This is a genomic window from Paenibacillus sp. DRB1-1 (assembly GCF_052119485.1).
Taxonomy (GTDB): Bacteria; Bacillota; Bacilli; order Paenibacillales; family Paenibacillaceae; genus Paenibacillus; species Paenibacillus polymyxa_B.
The window spans coordinates 57,728-78,825 of the sequence record NZ_JBODQH010000002.1 but is presented as its reverse complement, the minus strand read 5'-3'; the positions used below and the strand labels follow the sequence as shown (position 1 = coordinate 78,825).

Annotated in this window: 1 protein-coding gene; it reads left to right on the top strand. The window is 47.6% G+C overall.

Annotation, left to right across the window (positions count from 1 at the left end):
* Window positions 1–33: 33 nt before the first annotated feature.
* Window positions 34–21,012, top strand: a complete 20,979-nt coding sequence (locus tag ACQW03_RS25015) for a non-ribosomal peptide synthase/polyketide synthase (protein WP_441952541.1) — start codon at window positions 34–36, stop codon at window positions 21,010–21,012.
* Window positions 21,013–21,098: the final 86 nt, after the last annotated feature.

Below are 21,098 nucleotides of genomic sequence, written 5' to 3'. Positions count from 1 at the left end.
AAATTCTGCATGGATAAAGGAAAGGTGAATGATTTGGCACAGGTAAATATTAAAGATATCTATCCGCTATCCCCGATGCAGGAAGGAATGTTGTTTCATTCCATCCTCGACGCAAAATCAGAAGCTTACTTTGAGCAGACCGTTATTACCTTTAATGAAGTGCTAGATGTTCATTTGGTTCAGCAAAGCTTGCAGCAGCTCATGAATCGATATGATATATTCCGTACCATTTTTATGTATAAAGAAACAGAACGTCCGCTTCAAATTGTCCTGGAAGAACGTGAAGCGTTGCCTGTTCATTTCGAAAATATCAGTGTTTTTCCTGAAGCTGAGAAAAGGGAGCATTTTACTGACTTTTTAAAGACAGAGCGTCAAGCGGGTTTTGACTTGGAAAAAGATGTTCCGATTCGACTTGCCCTGTTTCAATGGGATGATGACTCTTGCAGGCTTGTCTGGAGTGTTCATCACATTATAATGGATGGTTGGTGCATGGGAACGGTAGCCCAGGAATTTTTTACTATGTATACTTCCCTTCGGTCCGGAGTGCCTGCACAATTGGATACGGTATATCCGTACAGCAGTTTTATTCAGTGGCTGGAGAAACAGGACAAGGGAGAAGCGACAGCCTATTGGCGAGGGTATTTAAATGGGCTTGAAAATCAAACAATTTTGCCAGGTTATAACCGTCCATTGAATCCAATCTTCGAAGCAGAACGTTACACATGCAAGCTGGGGAAAGAACTGACTCAAGGAATGGAGAGAATAGCTAAACACTACCACACCACAGTCAGCACTGTATTTCAGACGGTATGGGGATTATTGCTTCAAATGTACAACCACAGCCGGGATGTTGTGTTCGGGTCTGTAGTATCCGGCAGACCAGATGAAGTTCCGGGAATTGAAAATATGGTTGGATTGTTCATTAACACAATACCAACACGCATAACCAGTGATGCGGACCAGAGATTCTCAGATCTGCTGATATCTGTACAAAACTCCAACATCGAGTCTACTCAGTACTCTTATTCTTCCTTGGCAGATATTCAGAATCACACGGATTTGAAACAAAATTTAGTCCGTCATATTGTTGTTTTTGAGAACTATCCTTATTCAGAGGAGCTTATTCATGCGGAAAAAGGGCCTGATACACTTCAGGTCACCGATGTGGAGGATATTGTACAGACCAACTATGATTTTAATGTGATTGTCGTTCCTGGATCACAGTATGAAGTTACTTTTAGTTACAATCGGCTGGTTTACGATGAAAATTGGATTAGGCTAATTGCAGCTCATCTTAAACGTGGACTGGAACAGATTGTTCAACAGCCGGATCTACTGATTTCCGATTTGGAATTTCTGACGACGGAAGAGAAAAGTCAGGTTTTATCCCAATTTAGCGGAGTACAGATCTCATATCCTTCTAGTGATACCATCCATCTTTGTTTTGAAAAACAAGTAGAAAAGACACCGAATACAACAGCAGTTGTCTGTGAGAACTCCAGTCTGACTTATGCTGAGCTGAATGAACGTGCCAACCGACTAGCTCGTACCCTACGTAGTTACGGCACAACAACCGATCGGCTGGTTGGACTCATGACTGATCGTTCTATAGATATGGTGGTCGGCATCCTCGCTATTCTTAAAGCAGGAGGGGCATATGTACCCATCGATCCGTCATATCCAGAGGAACGTATCCGTTATATATTTGACGATTCCGGTGCAGACCTGCTTTTGACGCAAAGCCATCTTGTGGAAAAGGTCAAAGAGGCCGCTTTTGGAGGAAAAGTCCTAGTATTGGATGATGATCCAACTATATATCACATGAAAGGATCAAATCTGGAGGCCGTATCAGGAGCAAACGACCTAGCCTACGTCATATATACTTCAGGTACTACCGGACAGCCAAAAGGTGTAATGCTGGAGCACCATGGATTGTGTAACCTGAAAACGTATTTTGATGAAACATTGCAGATAAGTCCGTCAGATCATGCCCTACTGTTTGCGAGCTACGCATTTGATGCTGCCTGCTGGGAAATATTTCAGGCGCTATTTTGTGGCGCGACACTTTACGTGCCTACTTCGGAAATCATACTGAACTACAACCAGTTTGAACAGTACATGGCGGATCATAAAATTACGGTGGCGGCATTACCTCCTACCTATGCCGTCTATCTAAATCCAGAACGAATGCCAGATCTGCGTATTCTGTTCACCGCTGGTTCCGCTTCCTCGATGGAGCTCGTAACCAAGTGGAAGGATCAGGTTGCCTATTTTAATGGTTACGGACCGACAGAAAACTCGGTAGCAACGTCCATTTGGCCGGTGTCAGAGCACCCCGGAGCAATCGATACCATTTCCATAGGACGTCCCGTACCCAACCACCGGGTGTACATGATCGATGCTCTTGGTCATCTTTTACCTGCTGGAATAGCAGGGGAGTTGTGTGTATCCGGCCCAGGACTGGCACGCGGTTACCTGCACCGTCCGGAATTAACAGCTGAACAATTTGTGACCAATCCGTTTGCAGGTGGGGAAGCGGGCTATGAACGCATGTATCGGACAGGCGACCTGGCAAGATGGTTGCCTGACGGCAACATTGAGTACATGGGCCGGATTGACCATCAAGTCAAAATTCGCGGTTACCGGATTGAACTGGGCGAAGTTGAGGCGGCTATGCTGAAGGCAGATCGCATGCAAGAGGTCATCGTACTGGCACATGCTAACAGCCAAAACCAACACGAATTGGTTGCCTACTACGTGGCAGAACGGGAAGTGACAGGGAGCGAGCTTCGCAAGCAGTTAAGTGAAGAACTCCCGAATTATATGGTTCCCTCGCACTTTGTTCAGATGGAGCAAATGCCACTCACACCTAACGGCAAAATCGACCGTAAGGCATTGCCGGCACCGGAGCAGATCTCCCGTTCTACGCAGGAATATAGTGCTCCACGGACGGCAGAGGAGCAGGTTCTGGCTCGTGTGTGGGAGGCTGTACTGGGCGGCGGTCCGGTCGGATTGACGGATCAATTTTTTGATCGGGGCGGGGATTCGATCAAGGCGATTCAGGTGTCCTCACGCTTGCTGCAGGCAGGATACAAGCTGGATATCAAAGACTTGTTTAAGTACCCTGAGGTTGCTGAGCTAGCTACGCACCTGCGTGTGTCGGATAGCCAATTAGCTGATCAGGAAGAGGTCAGTGGAGCTGTGCTGCTGACACCGATTCAGCAGTGGTTTGTGGAACAAGAGCAGCCTGTGCCGGACCACTTTAATCAGGCGGTTATGCTTCACCGGGAGCAGGGATTCGAGGAAGAGCCACTACGCCAGGCACTGACGCAGTTGGTGGTGCACCATGATGCGTTGCGGATGGTGTTCCGCAAGGTAGAGCAAGGCTGGGAAGCGTGGAACCGCGGAGTGAAGGAAGGGAAGCTGTATGATCTGGAAGTGGCCGATTTTAAAGACGTGCCGATCGGTCCCACATTGGGTCAAGCTATAGAAGCCTGGGCCAGCACTATTCAGAGTAACATCCGACTGGATGAAGGACCTCTGCTGAAAGTGGGCCTGTTCCACTGCGCTGATGGGGACCATCTGCTACTGGCTATTCATCATATGGTGGTAGACGGTGTATCGTGGCGGATACTGTTGGAGGATTTGTCGAATGCCTATGAGCAGGCTGTACGTGGAGAAGCCATACAGTTCCCGACGAAAACAGACTCCTTCCGGGTCTGGTCGGAACGGTTGTCAGCCTATGCCGACAGCCTTGAGATGGAAAGTGAGCACGCATACTGGGAGCAACTGAATGAATTGACGGCATACGAGTCTTTAAGGCTTACGGAATTGCTGAATTCTAAAAAACCATTGACCATAAATGACACGGCTACTTTGAGCTTGAAATTCACGAAAGAAGAGACTGATCAACTGCTAAAGCAGGCCCATCGCGCGTACAACACAGAAGTGAATGATCTGTTGCTGACGGCACTCGGCAAGACGTTAAGCACTTGGTCTGGCAGTGAGCAGGTTGCAATTCTTCTGGAAGGCCATGGCCGGGAAGAAATCATGAAGGATACGGATATATCACGAACGGTCGGCTGGTTTACAAGTCAATACCCAGTGCTGCTGCGGATTAACCGGGAAGATGATATCTCCGGGCACATCAAACGGATGAAGGAGATGCTGCGCAGCATTCCACATAAAGGGATTGGATACGGCATCTGGAGATATCTCAGCCAGAACGGACCGTCCGAGGCAACATACGCCGAGCCACAGATCAGCTTTAATTATTTGGGCGAATTTGATCAAACGCTACAGCACAGCGAAACGCGCATGTCACCGTACTCCAGTGGAGCAGATGTTAACGAACAGACCCGTATGCCGTGTTCCCTGGATGTGGGGGGCATTGTAACAGACGGAATGCTTGAACTGGATATTCGTTATAACACAAAAGTATTACAGGAAGATAATGTAGTAAAACTAGCCAGGGAGCTCAAGCAGAACGTGTTGGAAGTGATTCGCCACTGTGTATCACGGGAGCGTTCTGAATTGACGCCGAGTGATGTGCTGCTTCCGGGTCTAAGTCTGGAAGCATTGGACCGGATGGTGGAACAGATTCAGCCTGACGGAGAGCTTGAGAATATATACCCCATGACGCCGATGCAAAAAGGCATGCTGTTCCACAATATGCTGGATTCCCGGTCCAGCGCGTATGTGGAGCAGTCCACCTTTGAACTGAAGGGAACGCTGGATCTCGTAGCGTTTGCTGCCAGTCTGGACTTGCTGGTGCAGCGTCATTCAACACTGCGGACTAACTTCCGGAGCGATTTGCAGGATGAGCCCTTGCAAGTGGTATACCGGAGTAAACGTGGAGATTTGTACGTGGAGGATATACGTGAGAAGGAGAAGGCGGCGCAGGAGCAGTATATCGAGGAGTTCGCGCGTCGGGATCAGCAGAAGGGGTTTGATCTGGCAAAGGATACGCTGATGAGAGTATCCATCTTCCGTACATCAGACGATTCATACCATTTTGTATGGAGCTTCCACCACATCATAATGGACGGCTGGTGCTTGTCACTGGTCACCAATGAGGTATTTGGAGGATATACCACCCTTACAGAAGGAAAGCCACCACAATTGCCTGTGGTAACACCATACAGTCGATACATCGAATGGCTGGAGGAGCAGAACCGTAAGGAAGCAGTGGAGTATTGGAGTAGTTATCTGCAGGGCCATGAGGAGACGACGGTCTTGCCTCAGGCCAAAACAGGGAAGGCGAAGGGATATGAGGCTGAATATCTGGAATTTGATTTAGGTATAGACCTGACGGCGGAACTTCAGAAGCTGGCAAAGCAAGAACAGGTGACGATAAATACGCTGATGCAAACAGCCTGGGGTGTTTTACTGCAAAAATATAACCGCACAGAGGATGTCGTTTTCGGTAGTGTGGTATCAGGACGTCCAGCGGACATTGCGGGAGTAGAGCAAATGATCGGACTTTTCATTAATACCATCCCAGTCCGTATTCAAGGTCGACCGGCAGCTGCATTTGCTGAGTTAATGAAGCAAACTCAGAGGCAGGCGCTTTCTGCCAATGCCTATGACACTTTCCCGCTATATGAAATTCAGGCACTGACCGAGCAGAAGCAGGATTTAATCAAGCACATTATGGTATTCGAAAATTATCCGGTGGAACAGCAGGTAGAACAGCTGGGAAGTGATGGGCAGGAACCATTCACGATTTCGAACGTGGTGGTCACAGAACAAACCAACTACGATTTGAATGTTGTCGTGATGCCGGGAGAAGGCATCAAGATTCGTTTTATGTATAACGCATTGAGCTTTGATCAAAACGGGATTGAGCGTCTGTATGGACATTTTGCCCGTCTGCTGGAGCAAATTTCATTCAACCCGTATATTCGCGTTGAAGAACTGGAAATGGTGACAATAGCGGAAAGACAACAGATTACAGGCGAGTTTAACGACACGGCTTCTGTATATCCTCGCAATCAGACGATCCAAAAGCTGTTTGAGGAGCAGGCTGCGCGTACGCCTGATCATATTGCTGTAGCTTTGGGGCATCAATCTCTAACCTATCGGGAACTGAATGAGAAGGCTAACCGATTAGGGCATACGCTACGGGCTGCCGGAGTGAAGGCCGATGAGCCTGTCGGCATTCTAACGGAGCGCTCGCTGGATATGATTACGGGAACACTCGCTATTTTGAAGGCTGGCGGAGCGTATGTGCCGGTAGACCCTCAATATCCGGAGGACCGTATCCGTTATATGCTGGAGGATTCGGGAGCCAAACTGCTGCTGACTCAACAAGATTTTCTGGATCGTTGCTATTTTGATGGACAGATTGTCAATCTGAATGAGGATACGTCCTACAGTTCGGATGCTTCCAATTTGGGGATAGATGGAGCGGGCGAACATGCTGCTTATGTCATCTATACCTCGGGATCAACAGGCAAGCCTAAGGGCGTCGTTGTTGAGCATCACAGTGTCGTGCGATTGGTACGTAATACGGATTATGTGCCGTTCGATGAATCGATCCGAATGTTGCAGACTTGCGCATTTGTATTTGATGTGTCTACGTTTGAAATTTGGGGGGCGCTACTGAACGGAGGTCAGCTTGTACTCGTGCATAAGGATGATCTTTTGGACGCAGCTAAGCTCAAGGAGACCATACGGGATCATTGCATCACCATGATGTGGCTGACTACACCGCTATTTAATCAGCTTTCGCAGCAGGACAGTAAATTGTTTGGAGATGTAAAGTATTTGCTGGTCGGAGGCGACGTGCTGTCTGCGCCGCATATTAACCGGGTGTTACGGGATAATCCGGACATGAATATCATTAACGGCTATGGACCAACGGAAAATACTACTTTTTCGACGGCTTATCATATTAAGGAAGAACAGCTTGATTCTGTGCCGATCGGTCGTCCTATCCGCAATTCGACGGCGTATGTGGTCGATTCGGCGTTTAACCTGCAGCCGATTGGAGCATGGGGTGAGCTGGTTGTTGGCGGAGACGGAGTCGCACGCGGTTACTTGAACCGTCCTGAATTGACGGCTGAGAGATTTCTTGCCAATCCGTGGGTAGACGGAGATCGCCTATACTGCACGGGAGACCTTGTTCGCTGGCGTGAAGACGGTACATTGGAATACGCTGGACGGATGGATCAACAAGTTAAAATTCGCGGCTACCGAATTGAGCTGGGCGAGGTCGAGTCGGCCATGCTGAAAATAGATCGTATCCAGGAGGTCAGCGTACTGGCCCATGCGACAAACCAAAACCAACACGAACTGGTTGCCTACTACGTGGCGGAACGGGAAGTGACAGGGAGCGAGCTTCGCAAGCAGCTGAGTGAAGAACTCCCGAATTATATGGTTCCTTCGCACTTTGTTCAGATGGAGCAAATGCCACTCACACCTAACGGCAAAATCGACCGTAAGGCATTGCCGGCACCGGAGCAGATTTCCCGTTCTACGCAGGAATATAGTGCTCCACGGACGGCAGAGGAGCAGGTTCTGGCTCGTGTGTGGGAGGCTGTACTGGGCGGCGGTCCGGTCGGATTGACGGATCAATTTTTTGATCGGGGCGGGGATTCGATCAAGGCGATTCAGGTGTCCTCACGCTTGCTGCAGGCAGGATACAAGCTGGATATCAAAGACTTGTTTAAGTACCCTGAGGTTGCTGAGCTAGCTACGCACCTGCGTGTGTCGGATAGCCAATTAGCTGATCAGGAAGAGGTCAGTGGAGCTGTGCTGCTGACACCGATTCAGCAGTGGTTTGTGGAACAAGAGCAGCCTGTGCCGGACCACTTTAATCAGGCGGTTATGCTTCACCGGGAGCAGGGATTCGAGGAAGAGCCACTACGCCAGGCACTGACGCAGTTGGTGGTGCACCATGATGCGTTGCGGATGGTGTTCCGCAAGGTAGAGCAAGGCTGGGAAGCGTGGAACCGCGGAGTGAAGGAAGGGAAGCTGTATGATCTGGAAGTGGCCGATTTTAAAGACGTGCCGATCGGTCCCACATTGGGTCAAGCTATAGAAGCCTGGGCCAGCACTATTCAGAGTAACATCCGACTGGATGAAGGACCTCTGCTGAAAGTGGGCCTGTTCCACTGCGCTGATGGGGACCATCTGCTACTGGCTATTCATCATATGGTGGTAGACGGTGTATCGTGGCGGATACTGTTGGAGGATTTGTCGAATGCCTATGAGCAGGCTGTACGTGGAGAAGCCATACAGTTCCCGACGAAAACAGACTCCTTCCGGGTTTGGTCGGAGCGGCTGTCAGCCTATGCCGACAGCCCTGAGATGGAAAGTGAGCACGTATACTGGGAGCAATTGAATGAACTGGCGGCATCCGAGTCGCCCCAACTTCCGGTGTCCCAAGAGCATAGCGATAAGTTTATGCAGCAAGACATGGGTATCGTAAATGTGAGGCTTACGAAGGAAGAGACTGATCAACTACTAAAGCAAGCCCACCGCGCGTACAACACAGAAGTGAATGATCTGTTGTTGATGGCACTCGGCAAGACGTTAAGCGCTTGGACTGGCAGTGAAAAGGTTGCGATTCTTCTCGAAGGCCATGGCCGGGAAGAAATCATGAAGGATACGGATATATCACGAACGGTCGGCTGGTTTACAAGTCAATACCCAGTGCTGCTGCGGATTAACCGGGAAGATGATATCTCCGGGCACATCAAACGGATGAAGGAGATGCTGCGCAGCATTCCACATAAAGGAATTGGGTATGGCATCTGGAGATATCTCAGCCAGAATGGACCGTCCGGGGCAACATACGCTGAGCCACAGATCAGCTTTAATTATTTGGGCGAATTTGATCAGACACTGCAGCATAGCGGCATGCATTTTTCTCCATATTCCAGCGGAGCTAATACTCATGAATTGACCCAAATGTCCTGTGTTATGGACGTGGGAGGACTCGTTACAGATGGCATGCTGGAACTAAGTATTCAATACAACATTAAGGCACTCCAACAAAATGCTGCTGAGCTACTAGCAGAGCAATTCAAGCAGAACGTGCTGGAAGTGATTCAGCATTGTGCATCTCGGGAGCACTCCGAATTGACGCCAAGTGATGTGCTGCTTTCGGACTTAAGCCTTGAAGAACTGAACCGGATGGTGGAGCAGATTCAGCCTGACGGAGAGCTTGAGAATATGTACCCCATGACGCCGATGCAAAAAGGCATGCTGTTTCACAACATGCTGGATTCCCAGTCGATCGCCTATGTGGAGCAGTCCACCTTTGAACTGAAGGGAACGCTGGATCTCGCTGCATTCGCCGCCAGTCTGGACTTATTGGTACAGCGTCATTCAGCTCTGCGGACCAACTTCCGGAGCGATTTGCAGGACCAGCCGCTGCAAGTGGTGTACCGGAATAAACGCGGAGAACTGTACGTAGAGGATATACGTGAGAAGGAGAAGTCGGCGCAAGAGCAGTATATCGAGGAGTTCACGCGTCGAGATCAGCAGAGGGGCTTTGATCTGGCAAAGGATGCACTGATGCGTGTATCTATCTTGCGTACATCAGATGATTCATACTATTTTGTATGGAGCTTCCACCACATCATAATGGATGGCTGGTGTTTGTCGCTGGTTACCAACGAAGTCTTTGGAGGATATACCGCCCTAGCAGAAGGGAAGCAACCGCAATTGCCTGTGGTAACACCATACAGCCGATACATCGAATGGCTGGAGGGACAGAACCGTCAGGAAGCAGCGGAGTATTGGAGCGGTTACCTGCGAGGCTATGAGGAGACGGCGGTTTTGCCGCAGGCCAAAACAGGGAAGACCCAGGGATATGAGGCCGAATATCTGGAATTTGATTTGGGTATAGACCTGACAACGGCCCTACTGCAATTGGCAAAGCAAGAACAGGTAACGATAAATACGCTGATGCAAACGGCCTGGGGTGTTTTGTTGCAAAAGTATAATCGCACAGAGGATGTCGTTTTCGGGAGCGTGGTATCTGGACGTCCAGCGGACATTGCCGGAGTAGAGCAGATGATAGGACTATTCATTAACACGGTCCCCGTCCGTATTCAAGGCGGACAAGCAACTGCATTTACAGAGCTGATGAAGCAAACTCAGCGACAGGCGCTTGCTTCGGGATCATACGAAACGTTCCCACTCTATGAGATTCAGGCACAGGCAGAGCAAAAAGTGGAACTGATTAATCATATTATGGTATTTGAGAACTATCCGGTGGATGAACAAATTGAGCAATTAGGTGAAAGGGAGGAAGCTGATTTTAAAATAACCGGAGCAGGAGCGGTTGAGCAGACGAATTACGATTTTAACATCGTGGTGTTACCGGGAGAGACGCTTCGAGTTCATTTTGGTTACAATGCCCAGGTATATGACTATGAAAGGGTAGAGCAGATTCAGGGGCATTTGCTGCAACTACTGGAGCAAATCAAGATCAATCCAGCTGGCCGGATTTGCGAGCTGGATATATTAACCGCGCAGGAACGCGAGCAAATGCTGGATGCTTGGTGTGACACGACAGCAGCATATCCACGTGAGCAGACGATTCACGGGTTGTTTGAGGAGCAGGTCTTGCGGACACCGGAGCAGGTAGCTGTATATTTTGAAGGAGCGCAAGTGACCTACCTTGAATTAAATGAGCGAGCGAACCGTCTGGCGCGTACTTTACGCAGTAACGGTGTGATGGCAGACGGCCTAGTCGGCCTGATGACAGAGCGATCGATTGACATGATTGTCGGCATCTTGGGTATTTTGAAGGCAGGGGGCGCCTACATTCCGATCGATCCGACTTATCCGGAGAACCGCATCCATTATATGCTGGACGATTCAGGTACGGAACTGCTGTTAACGCAGCAGCATTTGGTTGAAAAAGTGGAATTTAGGGACAAGGTACTGCTGTTGGATGCAGAAATGGGCGAAGGAAGTGCAGATGCAAGTACGGCTGAGACAAAAGGAAAGGCTATATCCGCATATCACAGGGATGGTTCGAATTTGGAAGCCACATCCGGTCCTCATAACCTAGCGTATGTAATCTATACGTCTGGAACGACAGGCCAGCCTAAGGGAGTCATGCTCGAGCATCGTGGACTCTGCAATCTGCATACGTATTTCAGGGAGACATTGCGAATCAGCAGTTCCGACCGTGTTGTATCGTTCGCCAGCTTTTCCTTTGATGCGGCATGCTGGGAAATGCTTCAGGCGCTCTTCAACGGGGCCACTTTATGTATCCCGACATCAGAGACCATTCTCAGCTATGATAAGTTTGAGCAGTATATGGCGGATCATCACATTACAATTGCAACGCTGCCCCCAACCTATGCCATATATTTGAGCCCAGAAGGAATGCCGGAACTACGCATCCTGTTCACGGCCGGATCGGCGACCAGCACTGAGCTGGTTACTAAATGGAGAGACGGTGTGACCTATGTTAACGCCTACGGTCCAACGGAAAATTCCATAGCAACGTCTGTCTGGCCTGTACCGAGAGGTCCCGAAGCAGGGGGGGCTATATCAATCGGACGCCCTGTACCGAATCACCGCGTGTATATGGTCGATGCACATGGGCAGCTTGCACCAGCAGGAATCCCCGGTGAACTGTGTGTATCCGGTCCAGGATTGGCACGCGGTTACCTGCACCGCCCGGAATTAACGGCTGAACAATTTGTGGCTAATCCGTTTTCAGATGGGGAAGCGGGCTATGAACGCATGTATCGGACAGGCGACCTAGCAAGATGGATGCCTGACGGCAACATTGAGTACCTAGGCCGGATTGATCATCAGGTCAAAATTCGCGGTTACCGGATTGAACTGGGCGAAGTTGAGGCGGCTATGCTGAAGGCAGATCGCATGCAAGAGGTCATCGTACTGGCACATGCAAATAGCCAAAACCAACACGAACTGGTTGCCTACTACGTGGCGGAACGGGAAGTGACGGGGAGCGAGCTTCGCAAGATGCTAAATGAAGAACTCCCGAATTATATGGTCCCTTCACACTTCATTCAATTGCAGAACGTACCTCTTACGCCAAACGGTAAAATTGATCGAAAGGCACTGCCGATACCAGAAGGTCGTTTGGCCGACCATGTTGCACCGCGAACGTGGATGGAAATAAAATTGGTAGACATCTGGCAGGATGTACTGGGTCTACCGCAAGTAGGCATCAATGAAAATTTCTTTGAAATTGGTGGTCATTCGCTGCGGGCGACGACACTGACTTCTAGAGTTCGCAAAGATTTAAACAAACCGATGGATTTGCAAAACATATTTGAGGCACCGACGATCGAGCAATTGGCGGCCTTGCTTGAAGAACAGGATCAAATCACATATGCATCCATTCCGGTAGCGGAAAAACGCGACACTTACCCGCTTTCTTTCGCACAGACACGGATGTATGTGCTTCACCAGCTGGATCCGGAAGGAATAAGCTATAACACCACATCAGCACTGAGAGTAATCGGTCCGATAGATATGAAACAGGTGGAAGAGGTATTCCATCAATTAATTTCACGTCATGCGGCCCTACGGACGAGCTTTGAACTGGTAAATGGTGTGCCGATGCAACGGGTCCACGATACGATTCACTTTGAGTTGGAATATGCCACAATATCAGAATTGCGGACAGAATCCAACGAACTTATGCTTGAAAATTTAGCAGAAGAACATGCCCGTTCCTTTGTCCGCCCATTTGACTTGAGGATCGCTCCGTTGCTACGTGTAAAGCTGGTCAAATGGGGATTGGACGAAGAAGGACAGGAGCCGCAGCACTTATTGATGCTTGATATGCACCACATCGTTTCAGACGGGGTATCCATTGAAATATTAGCTGGTGATTTTGCCCGCTTATATAGCGGTGAAGTATTATCTCCGCTGCGTATTCAATATACGGACTATGCTGTGTGGCAGCATAGCAAAACTCAGCAGGAGCGTATAAAGAGTGAGGGAGAGTACTGGCTGAATAGATTTAGTGGTGATTTGCCTCAACTGGATTTGCCAACTGATTTTGAGCGTCCGGCAACACGATGTACGAAAGGTGACGCTGTTGATTTTGAAATGGGACGGGAATTGACCCAGTCTTTAAAAGAACTGGCGGTGCACACGGATTCTACGCTGTACATGGTACTTATGGCTGCATACACAGCATTGTTGCATTATTACACAGGGCAGGAAGACATCATTGTCGGTACTCCGATTGCAGGTAGACCGCATGCTGACCTGGAGCCTATGCTCGGTATGTTTGTCGGCACGCTTGCATTACGTAATCATCCTCACGCTGAACAGACGTTTTATAACTGCATTGAGGACGCCAAGACATGTGCACTGCAAGCATATGCGCATCAGGATTATCCGTTTGAGGAACTGGTGGAAAAGCTCGACCTGAAACGAGATATGAGCCGTAATCCGTTGTTCGACACGATGTTTGTATTGCAGAATGTGGAGAAAAAGGAAGTGAAGTTGGACAAGTTGTTCTTCCGCTCTTTTGGCATAGAGCAGGTTTCTGCGAAATTCGACCTGACGCTTGAAGTCAGTGAGGAGGAAGCATCTATCCAGCTCCAATTTCTGTACGCTACATCTTTGTTTAAACGGGAAACGATAGAAAGCATGGCAAGGCATTTTGTACAGTTGGTCAAAACTGTTGTAGCCGATCCGAATACAAAACTGGGCGAAATGACACTGATTTCGGAAGAAGACAAAGGGATTCTAAAAAAACATAGGGATACCCTAAAGACTTCTCGCTACTGGAGTACTCTGCTCGAAGGCTATGAAGAAGCACCTCAATTGCCATATGCCAATCTGATGGGGCGCAGTCCATATCAGACAGAGCATCTGGAGATTAATTTGGATGTTGAACGAACGGTGGCACTGGAGCGAATTGCACTGAATGAGCAGGTGACGATAAATACACTGCTGCAGACAGCCTGGGGAATTTTATTGCAAAAGTATAACGGTACAGATGATGTGGTGTTCGCTTGCTCCATATCAGGTCCTTTGACAGATATATTGGAATTGAGGCATTCAACTGGACTGGGCAACCACACCTTACCAGTTCGCATTCGAACCAAAGCAGGAGCGAACTTTATCGGCTTGATGAGAAAAGTACAGCAGCAAACCGATGAATCTGCGGTATTTGAACATTTACCAATGTCTGAAATGGTTACAACGAAAGTGCAACAACTGGCACTCTTTGGCCATAGAATGGTGTTTGAGACTACTTTGGAAGAGGCCAATACTGAGCAAGAAAGCTACGATTTAAGCATCGTAGTACTTCAGGGAGATACGCTACGAATTGATTTTGCCTACAATGCCCAGGTATATGATCATCAGAGTGTGTCACAGATTCAAGGACATCTACTACAGTTGCTGGATCAAATTATAGCGAATCCGGATAGTTTAATTGAGGAAATGGATCTGTTGACTAAGCCGGAGCGGGAGCAAATCATCCAGGTGTGGGGAAATACCACGGCAGAGTATCCGCGTGAACAAACAATTCACGGACTGTTCGAGGAACAGGTTTTGCAGGCTTCGAATCAGACAGCGGTATATTTTGAAGGTCAACAATTGACCTACCATGAATTGAACGAGCGCGCTAATCGGTTGGCCCGTACTTTACGCAGCTATGGCGTGAAAGCCGATAGTCTGGTTAGTCTTATGACAGAGCGTTCCGTAGATATGATTGTGGGCATTTTGGCAATTTTGAAGGCAGGGGGAGCATATATCCCGATAGACCCAACCTATCCGGAGGAACGCATCCGCTACATGTTAGACGACTCAGGTACCGAACTGTTGTTAACGCAACAGCACCTGACGGAAAAGGTGCTGTTTGGAGGCAAGGTGTTGGTGCTTGACAGTGAACAGAACGGAGTCGCTTCCGATACAAAAAAAGCGGATGTACGCGGGGAAATGCTGTCCGTATATCATCAAAACGGTTCGAATCTGGAGGCTGTATCGGGTCCAAACGATCTAGCATATGTCATCTATACGTCCGGGACGACGGGTCAACCTAAGGGAGTAATGCTTGAGCATCACGGTCTTAGTAATCTTAAAACCTACTTCGAGCAAAAGTTGAGTATTGGCTTGTCCGATCGGGTTGTCATGTTTGCCAGTTATTCGTTTGATACGTCATGCTCGGAAATAATCCAGTCTTTACTATGCGGAGCGACATTGTATATACCTTCCTCCGAGACTATTTTGAATTATGAACGTTTCGAGCAGTACATGGCTGCCTGCAAAATTACAATTGCAACGCTGCCGCCAAACTATGCTGTATACCTGAACCCGGATCGCATGCCTGATTTGCGTGTTCTGCTTACAGCAGGATCGGCCTCTACCGCAGAACTGGTGTCCAAATGGAAGGACCGGGTGGGTTATTACAATGCGTATGGTCCTACCGAAAATTCCGTTGCAACGTCTCTTTGGCCGGTATCGGAAGAAAATTCTGAGTTAGGTGGAATCATATCCATCGGGCGGCCTGTATCTAATCACCGCGTGTATATGGTGGATATACACGGAAATCTTTCACCTGCAGGAGTCCCTGGTGAGCTGTGTGTATCCGGTCCGGGGCTGGCACGCGGCTATCTACACCGTCCAGAGCTGACAAAAGAAAAATTCGTAGCCAATCTGTTTGCAGCAGAGGAAGTTGGCTATGAGCGAATGTACCGTACAGGTGACTTGGCACGATGGTTGCCAGATGGGAACATTGAATATTTGGGTAGGATTGACCATCAGGTCAAAATCCGCGGGTATCGGATTGAGCTCGGTGAGATTGAAGCGCAAATTATCAAGGTGGACGGTGTTAAAGAATCTATTGTCATGGCTCGTGCAGATCAGCAGGGAGACTATCATTTGGTTGCTTACTACGTAGCTGAAAAAGAAATCAGCGGCAGTACGATGTTGAATTTGCTGAATGAAAAATTGCCGAACTATATGATACCGTCGTATTTTATACAGCTGCAGAACATGCCGCTGACACCGAACGGAAAAATTGATCGTAAGGCACTGCCGGCATTCGAGGAACATGCTGATTTGACTGCAGAATATGCAGCGCCGCGCACTGCCATGGAGGTGAAGTTAGCGCAAATCTGGAGAGAGGTACTCGACGTTCCGTCCGTTGGAATTCATCATAATTTCTTTGCCATTGGCGGACATTCACTTCGTGCGACTGCGTTGTCCGCAAAAATCCACAAAGAACTGAATATTGAGCTACCGTTGCGTTATGTATTTGACTTTCCAACAATTGAGCAAATGGCGCAGGCTATTCATGAATTGTCTCCCAATCCATTTGCAGCGATTCCTATTGCCGAATTGAGAGACAGTTATCCAGCATCTATAACTCAAAATAGACTGTACGTTTTGAGCAGCATGAATAATTACAATATGTCTGCCATGCTTTTGATGGAAGGGGAACTGAATTTTTTAAGATTAGAAAGAGCGCTTAAGCAATTAATTCAGCGTCATGATACATTGCGAACCTCTTTTGAATTCGTAGATGATAAACTGGTACAACGGATTCACGACCATGTCGACTTCACTTTGGAGGTTGTGCAGGGACACGGCGAGAACGAAGCAAGAGCATTGATGAGACAATTTATCAGACCTTTTGATCTTGGGAAGGCACCGTTACTTCGAGCTGCTCTGTTGCAAGAATCTCCGCAGCGTCATTGGTTTATGTTTGACATGCATCATGTGATTTCAGATGGTGTATCCATGAGTATATTGCTGAACGAGCTGCCCGCACTGTATGAAGAAAAAACGTTACCCGCCTTGCGAATTCAATACAAGGATTATGCGGTATGGCAGCAAGGAGATATTGGTAGCTCATGGATGGAAAAACAAGAAGGATACTGGCTCAAGCAAATGAGCGGCGACATTCCGATTTTGGGTATCCCGGTCGACTTTGAAAGACCTGCAACACGTAGCACTTCGGGCAGCACTGTTTCCTTTGCCATTTCACCTCAGGACGTGGACCGTTTGAAAGAAATCAGTTTGCAGGCGGGAGCTACCTTATTTATGGTATTACTGGCGGCCTACAAGACCCTATTGTTCAAGTACAGCGGTCAGGAGGATATTGTTGTTGGAACACCTATTGCAGGTAGACAGCATCATGATTTGCAGCCGGTCATCGGTATGTTTGTCAACACGCTTGCATTGCGGAGCTTTCCTGAAGGGGACAAGTCATTTTATGAATATGTTCAGGAAGTAAAGGACCAGGTGCTTGACGCCTTTGAGCATCAGGATTATCCGTTTGAATTGCTGGTGGAGAAGCTGAATGTACAGAGGGACCTGAGCCGAAATCCGTTGTTCGATACTCTTTTTGAGCTAGATAACATGGACTCTGGTACGACGGAATTCCAAGACTTACAGGTTACTCTGTGCCCAGGCGAACAGAATATGGCAAAATTCGATTTAACACTTACGGCGATGGAAAGCTCTGAAGGTTTGGTTTTCAGCTTCACATATGCCGATAGCCTGTACAAGAGAAGCACGATTAAACGAATGGCCGATCACTTCATCCAGTTGATTAAAGCTGTTGTAGATGAACCACAGACAAAGCTTTCTGAAATTGAGATCATTACGCCGCAGGAAATCGAAATGATATTGGACGTCTGGGGAAATACCGCGGTGAAATACCCAAGTGAAAAAACCATTCATCAATTATTCGAAGAACAGGTAGAGAAGACTCCAGATCAAGTAGCTGTAGTTTTTGGAGATAGCCAGATCACATATAACGAACTAAATGTGCGTGCAAACCAACTGGCTCGCGTGCTAAGAGCAGAAGGAGTCCAGGCGGATCAATTGGTCGGAATGATTATGGAGCGCTCTATCGAAATGATTGTAGGGATTTTTGGTATTTTAAAAGCTGGTGGGGGATATGTACCTATCGACCCTGAGTTTCCGCAGGAACGTATGCTCTATATGTTACAAGACAGCCATATTAGGCTTATGGTTGCCAAGCCAGAAATGGCCGCGAAGGTACCGTCGGATGTGCTGGTCATTTCACCTGATAGTCATAGGCTATCCGCAGAAGACTGTTCCAACTTGGCTGAAATATGTGACCCTGGCCATTTGGCTTATGTGATGTATACCTCAGGTACAACGGGCAAACCCAAAGGAGTGATGATTCAACACTCTAATGTCGTTAATATGACAACCGCATTTAGACAACAAGTATATAAGAAATACAAATCGCCAATGCGGATGGCATGGCTATCGCCGTATGTATTTGATGCATCAGTGAAACAAATTTTCCCATGTCTGCTTCTTGGGCATGCGCTTCACGTGGTGCCGAGAGAGATTAGCACCAATGGTCATCGTTTGGCTGACTATTTCAGATCCCAACGGATTGATTTTACTGATGGTACACCGGCACACATGCATATGCTGACGGAAATGCAAGACTCCGTTGCAGATCTGAATGTACAGCATTTTATTTTTGGAGCAGAGGCGCTGCCCGGTCATCTCGTTAAAACATTTTTGAGCACCCGGCCCGGATATCGTCCGCAAATAACTAATGTTTATGGTCCTACCGAGTGCTGCGTAGACACAACTGCGTACGACATTGACGGGGAGACGATGACAGCTTGGACACATACGGTGCCGATTGGCAAGCCAATGGCTAACCAGCACGTATATATTATGGATATGAATCGGAAGTTGGTTCCGATAGGAATTGCAGGTGAAATCTACATCGGTGGGGATGGAGTAGGGCGAGGTTATATGGGAAATCGTGAGCTGACAGATGAGAAATTTATAGCTGACCCCTTCAAACCAGGAAAACGTATGTACCGCACAGGAGATTTGGCGCGATGGATGGCAGATGGAAATATTGAATATTTAGGCAGGATGGATCATCAGGTGAAAATTCGGGGTTACCGAATTGAACTTGGAGAAGTGGAAGCGCAATTAATGAACCTGCCTGCGATCCGTAAAGCGGTGGTTATTGCTCGTGAGAATGAATCAGGACAAAAAGATTTATGTGCTTATTTTGTGGCTGATAGGGATCTGACCATTCAGGAACTTAAAGCAGCGTTAGTTCCCAATCTTCCGATGTACATGCTGCCAAGCTATTTTGTTCAATTGGAGAAGATGCCGTTGACCACTAACGGAAAAATTGATCGTAAATTGCTTCCTGTGCCGGAAGGAGACATTCAAACAGGTGTTGAATATGCAGCCCCGCGAAACGACATGGAACGGCATATGGTAGATATTTGGAAACAGAATCTGGGTGTCAGTATTGTTGGCATTGATGATAACTATTTTGATTTAGGCGGACACTCCCTAAAAGCCATTCAATTGGTTTCACAGGCTGAGGCTGTTGGCATTGAAATAGGGATTAATCAGGTGTTTCAATATCAGACTATTCGCCAAATGTCAGAGTATATGCGAGCAGACACTTCGATGCCGGGTATGTTAATACGTGATATTGCCGAGGCAATCGACATCATCGAAAAGGCTTATGACGTATATGCTCATTTCCAATCAACAACTGTTGAAGGGCGAGATCAATTAACTTTGCACATAGATCCTTTCGATTCTATACAAGCAGAGGCCCTGAAGAAAGTCATTTTGTCACGCCTTCATCCTGACCTTCATCCACATCATTTGCTTCCTTTTGAAGCAGGTGCTCAAGTACCTGACTGTGAAAAGCTGTACACAGATACGATGGTAGACGATGAGGCTGCAAAGCGGCATGCTGAGGAATGGCTGGAATATCTGCTGCGGATGAATGACCAATGGAACAGCACGATGCTGGCAGGAGAGCCTTTACAACGCTATGCGCTTGCTCCCGCTCAACATTATCATTTGGAGCATCCGCAATCCTCAGGAGGTGTCATTCCTTTTGATAGTTACCTGCTGGATGTAGAACGGTTATCTGCAATCATGCAACGCCTGATAGAGCGCCATGAACTCTTTAGAAGTGTGTTGGTCCAAACGGATGTCGGATGGGAATGGGAAATGTTGTCCATGAAGGAGCGCATGGACATTCCAATGATAGATTTATCGAACTACGGTGCAGAGATGCAAAATCGTATACTCTCACATATATTGCCTGCATTCTTTATGAACCCTTATGAAACAACCGGAAACTTATTATATCGTATTGCGCTTGTCCGCCTCAATTTAAGGGATCATTTGCTGCTGCTCCCTTGTTCACATCTCATCTATGATGGCATGAGCGGAGAGGTCGTTAAGAGTGAGTTGTACCGTGCATATGAAGATATGAGCAATGTAAAAGGGCAACTAGCAGGAAGCTACCGTGATTATGTGAGTCAGGTCCGGAAAGGACCTCAGGGCATGGGCGATCAAGAGATTGTTGACAAATTTCGCTTGTCCGCATTTGCTGCTGCTTCGGATGCTGTAGTCCTCGCAATTGATGAGCGCAACCATACAACGGGCACAGATGTGACAGTAGAACTTGCAGATTTGAATGATTCTGACGCAATCGGACACATGTGGGACTTGGCTATACGCCTAGCTAACCGCTTTTTCCGCAGATATTTGCAAGTGGACGAGATTCCTATTCTTCTCACCAATTATGGACGGGCATACGAGGACAAGCAGTATTTTGATATTATAGGTGAATTTATAGACCAAATCCCTGTACTGCTTACAGATGCGGATGAACATGGGCATGAGATCAGAAACAGTATGCAGTTGGCCGTATCGCGTAACCTGAATTTTCTAAATCTCATATACAATGATGAAATGGCTTCGTTGTATCCGCAGTCTAATAGGTATCTGAAGCATAGCCTGAATAAGCTACCTATTGTCTTCAATTACCTTGGCGAAGCGTCAGATAAATATCAGCTGTTTAAAAATATCGAGCCAGAAGAGAGAGACATTTATCGGGATTCAATCATTTTCTTTACTGTTCAGCATGTGGAAAATGTATTGCAAATCTCGCTGGAACTTCCTTTTGAAGAAAATTCAGAAACCGTTAAAGCGTTGATGGAAACAGAGCTAGCGAATTTACTAGTAACAGACGAAAATGGAATAAAGTCCACCTAATCTTCACTCAAGGCATTAAAAACAAGCTCCGAGTTCAAAATAGGGAAACTGGCCCCAAAGCTTTCAAATGGCTTTGGGGCAATCTA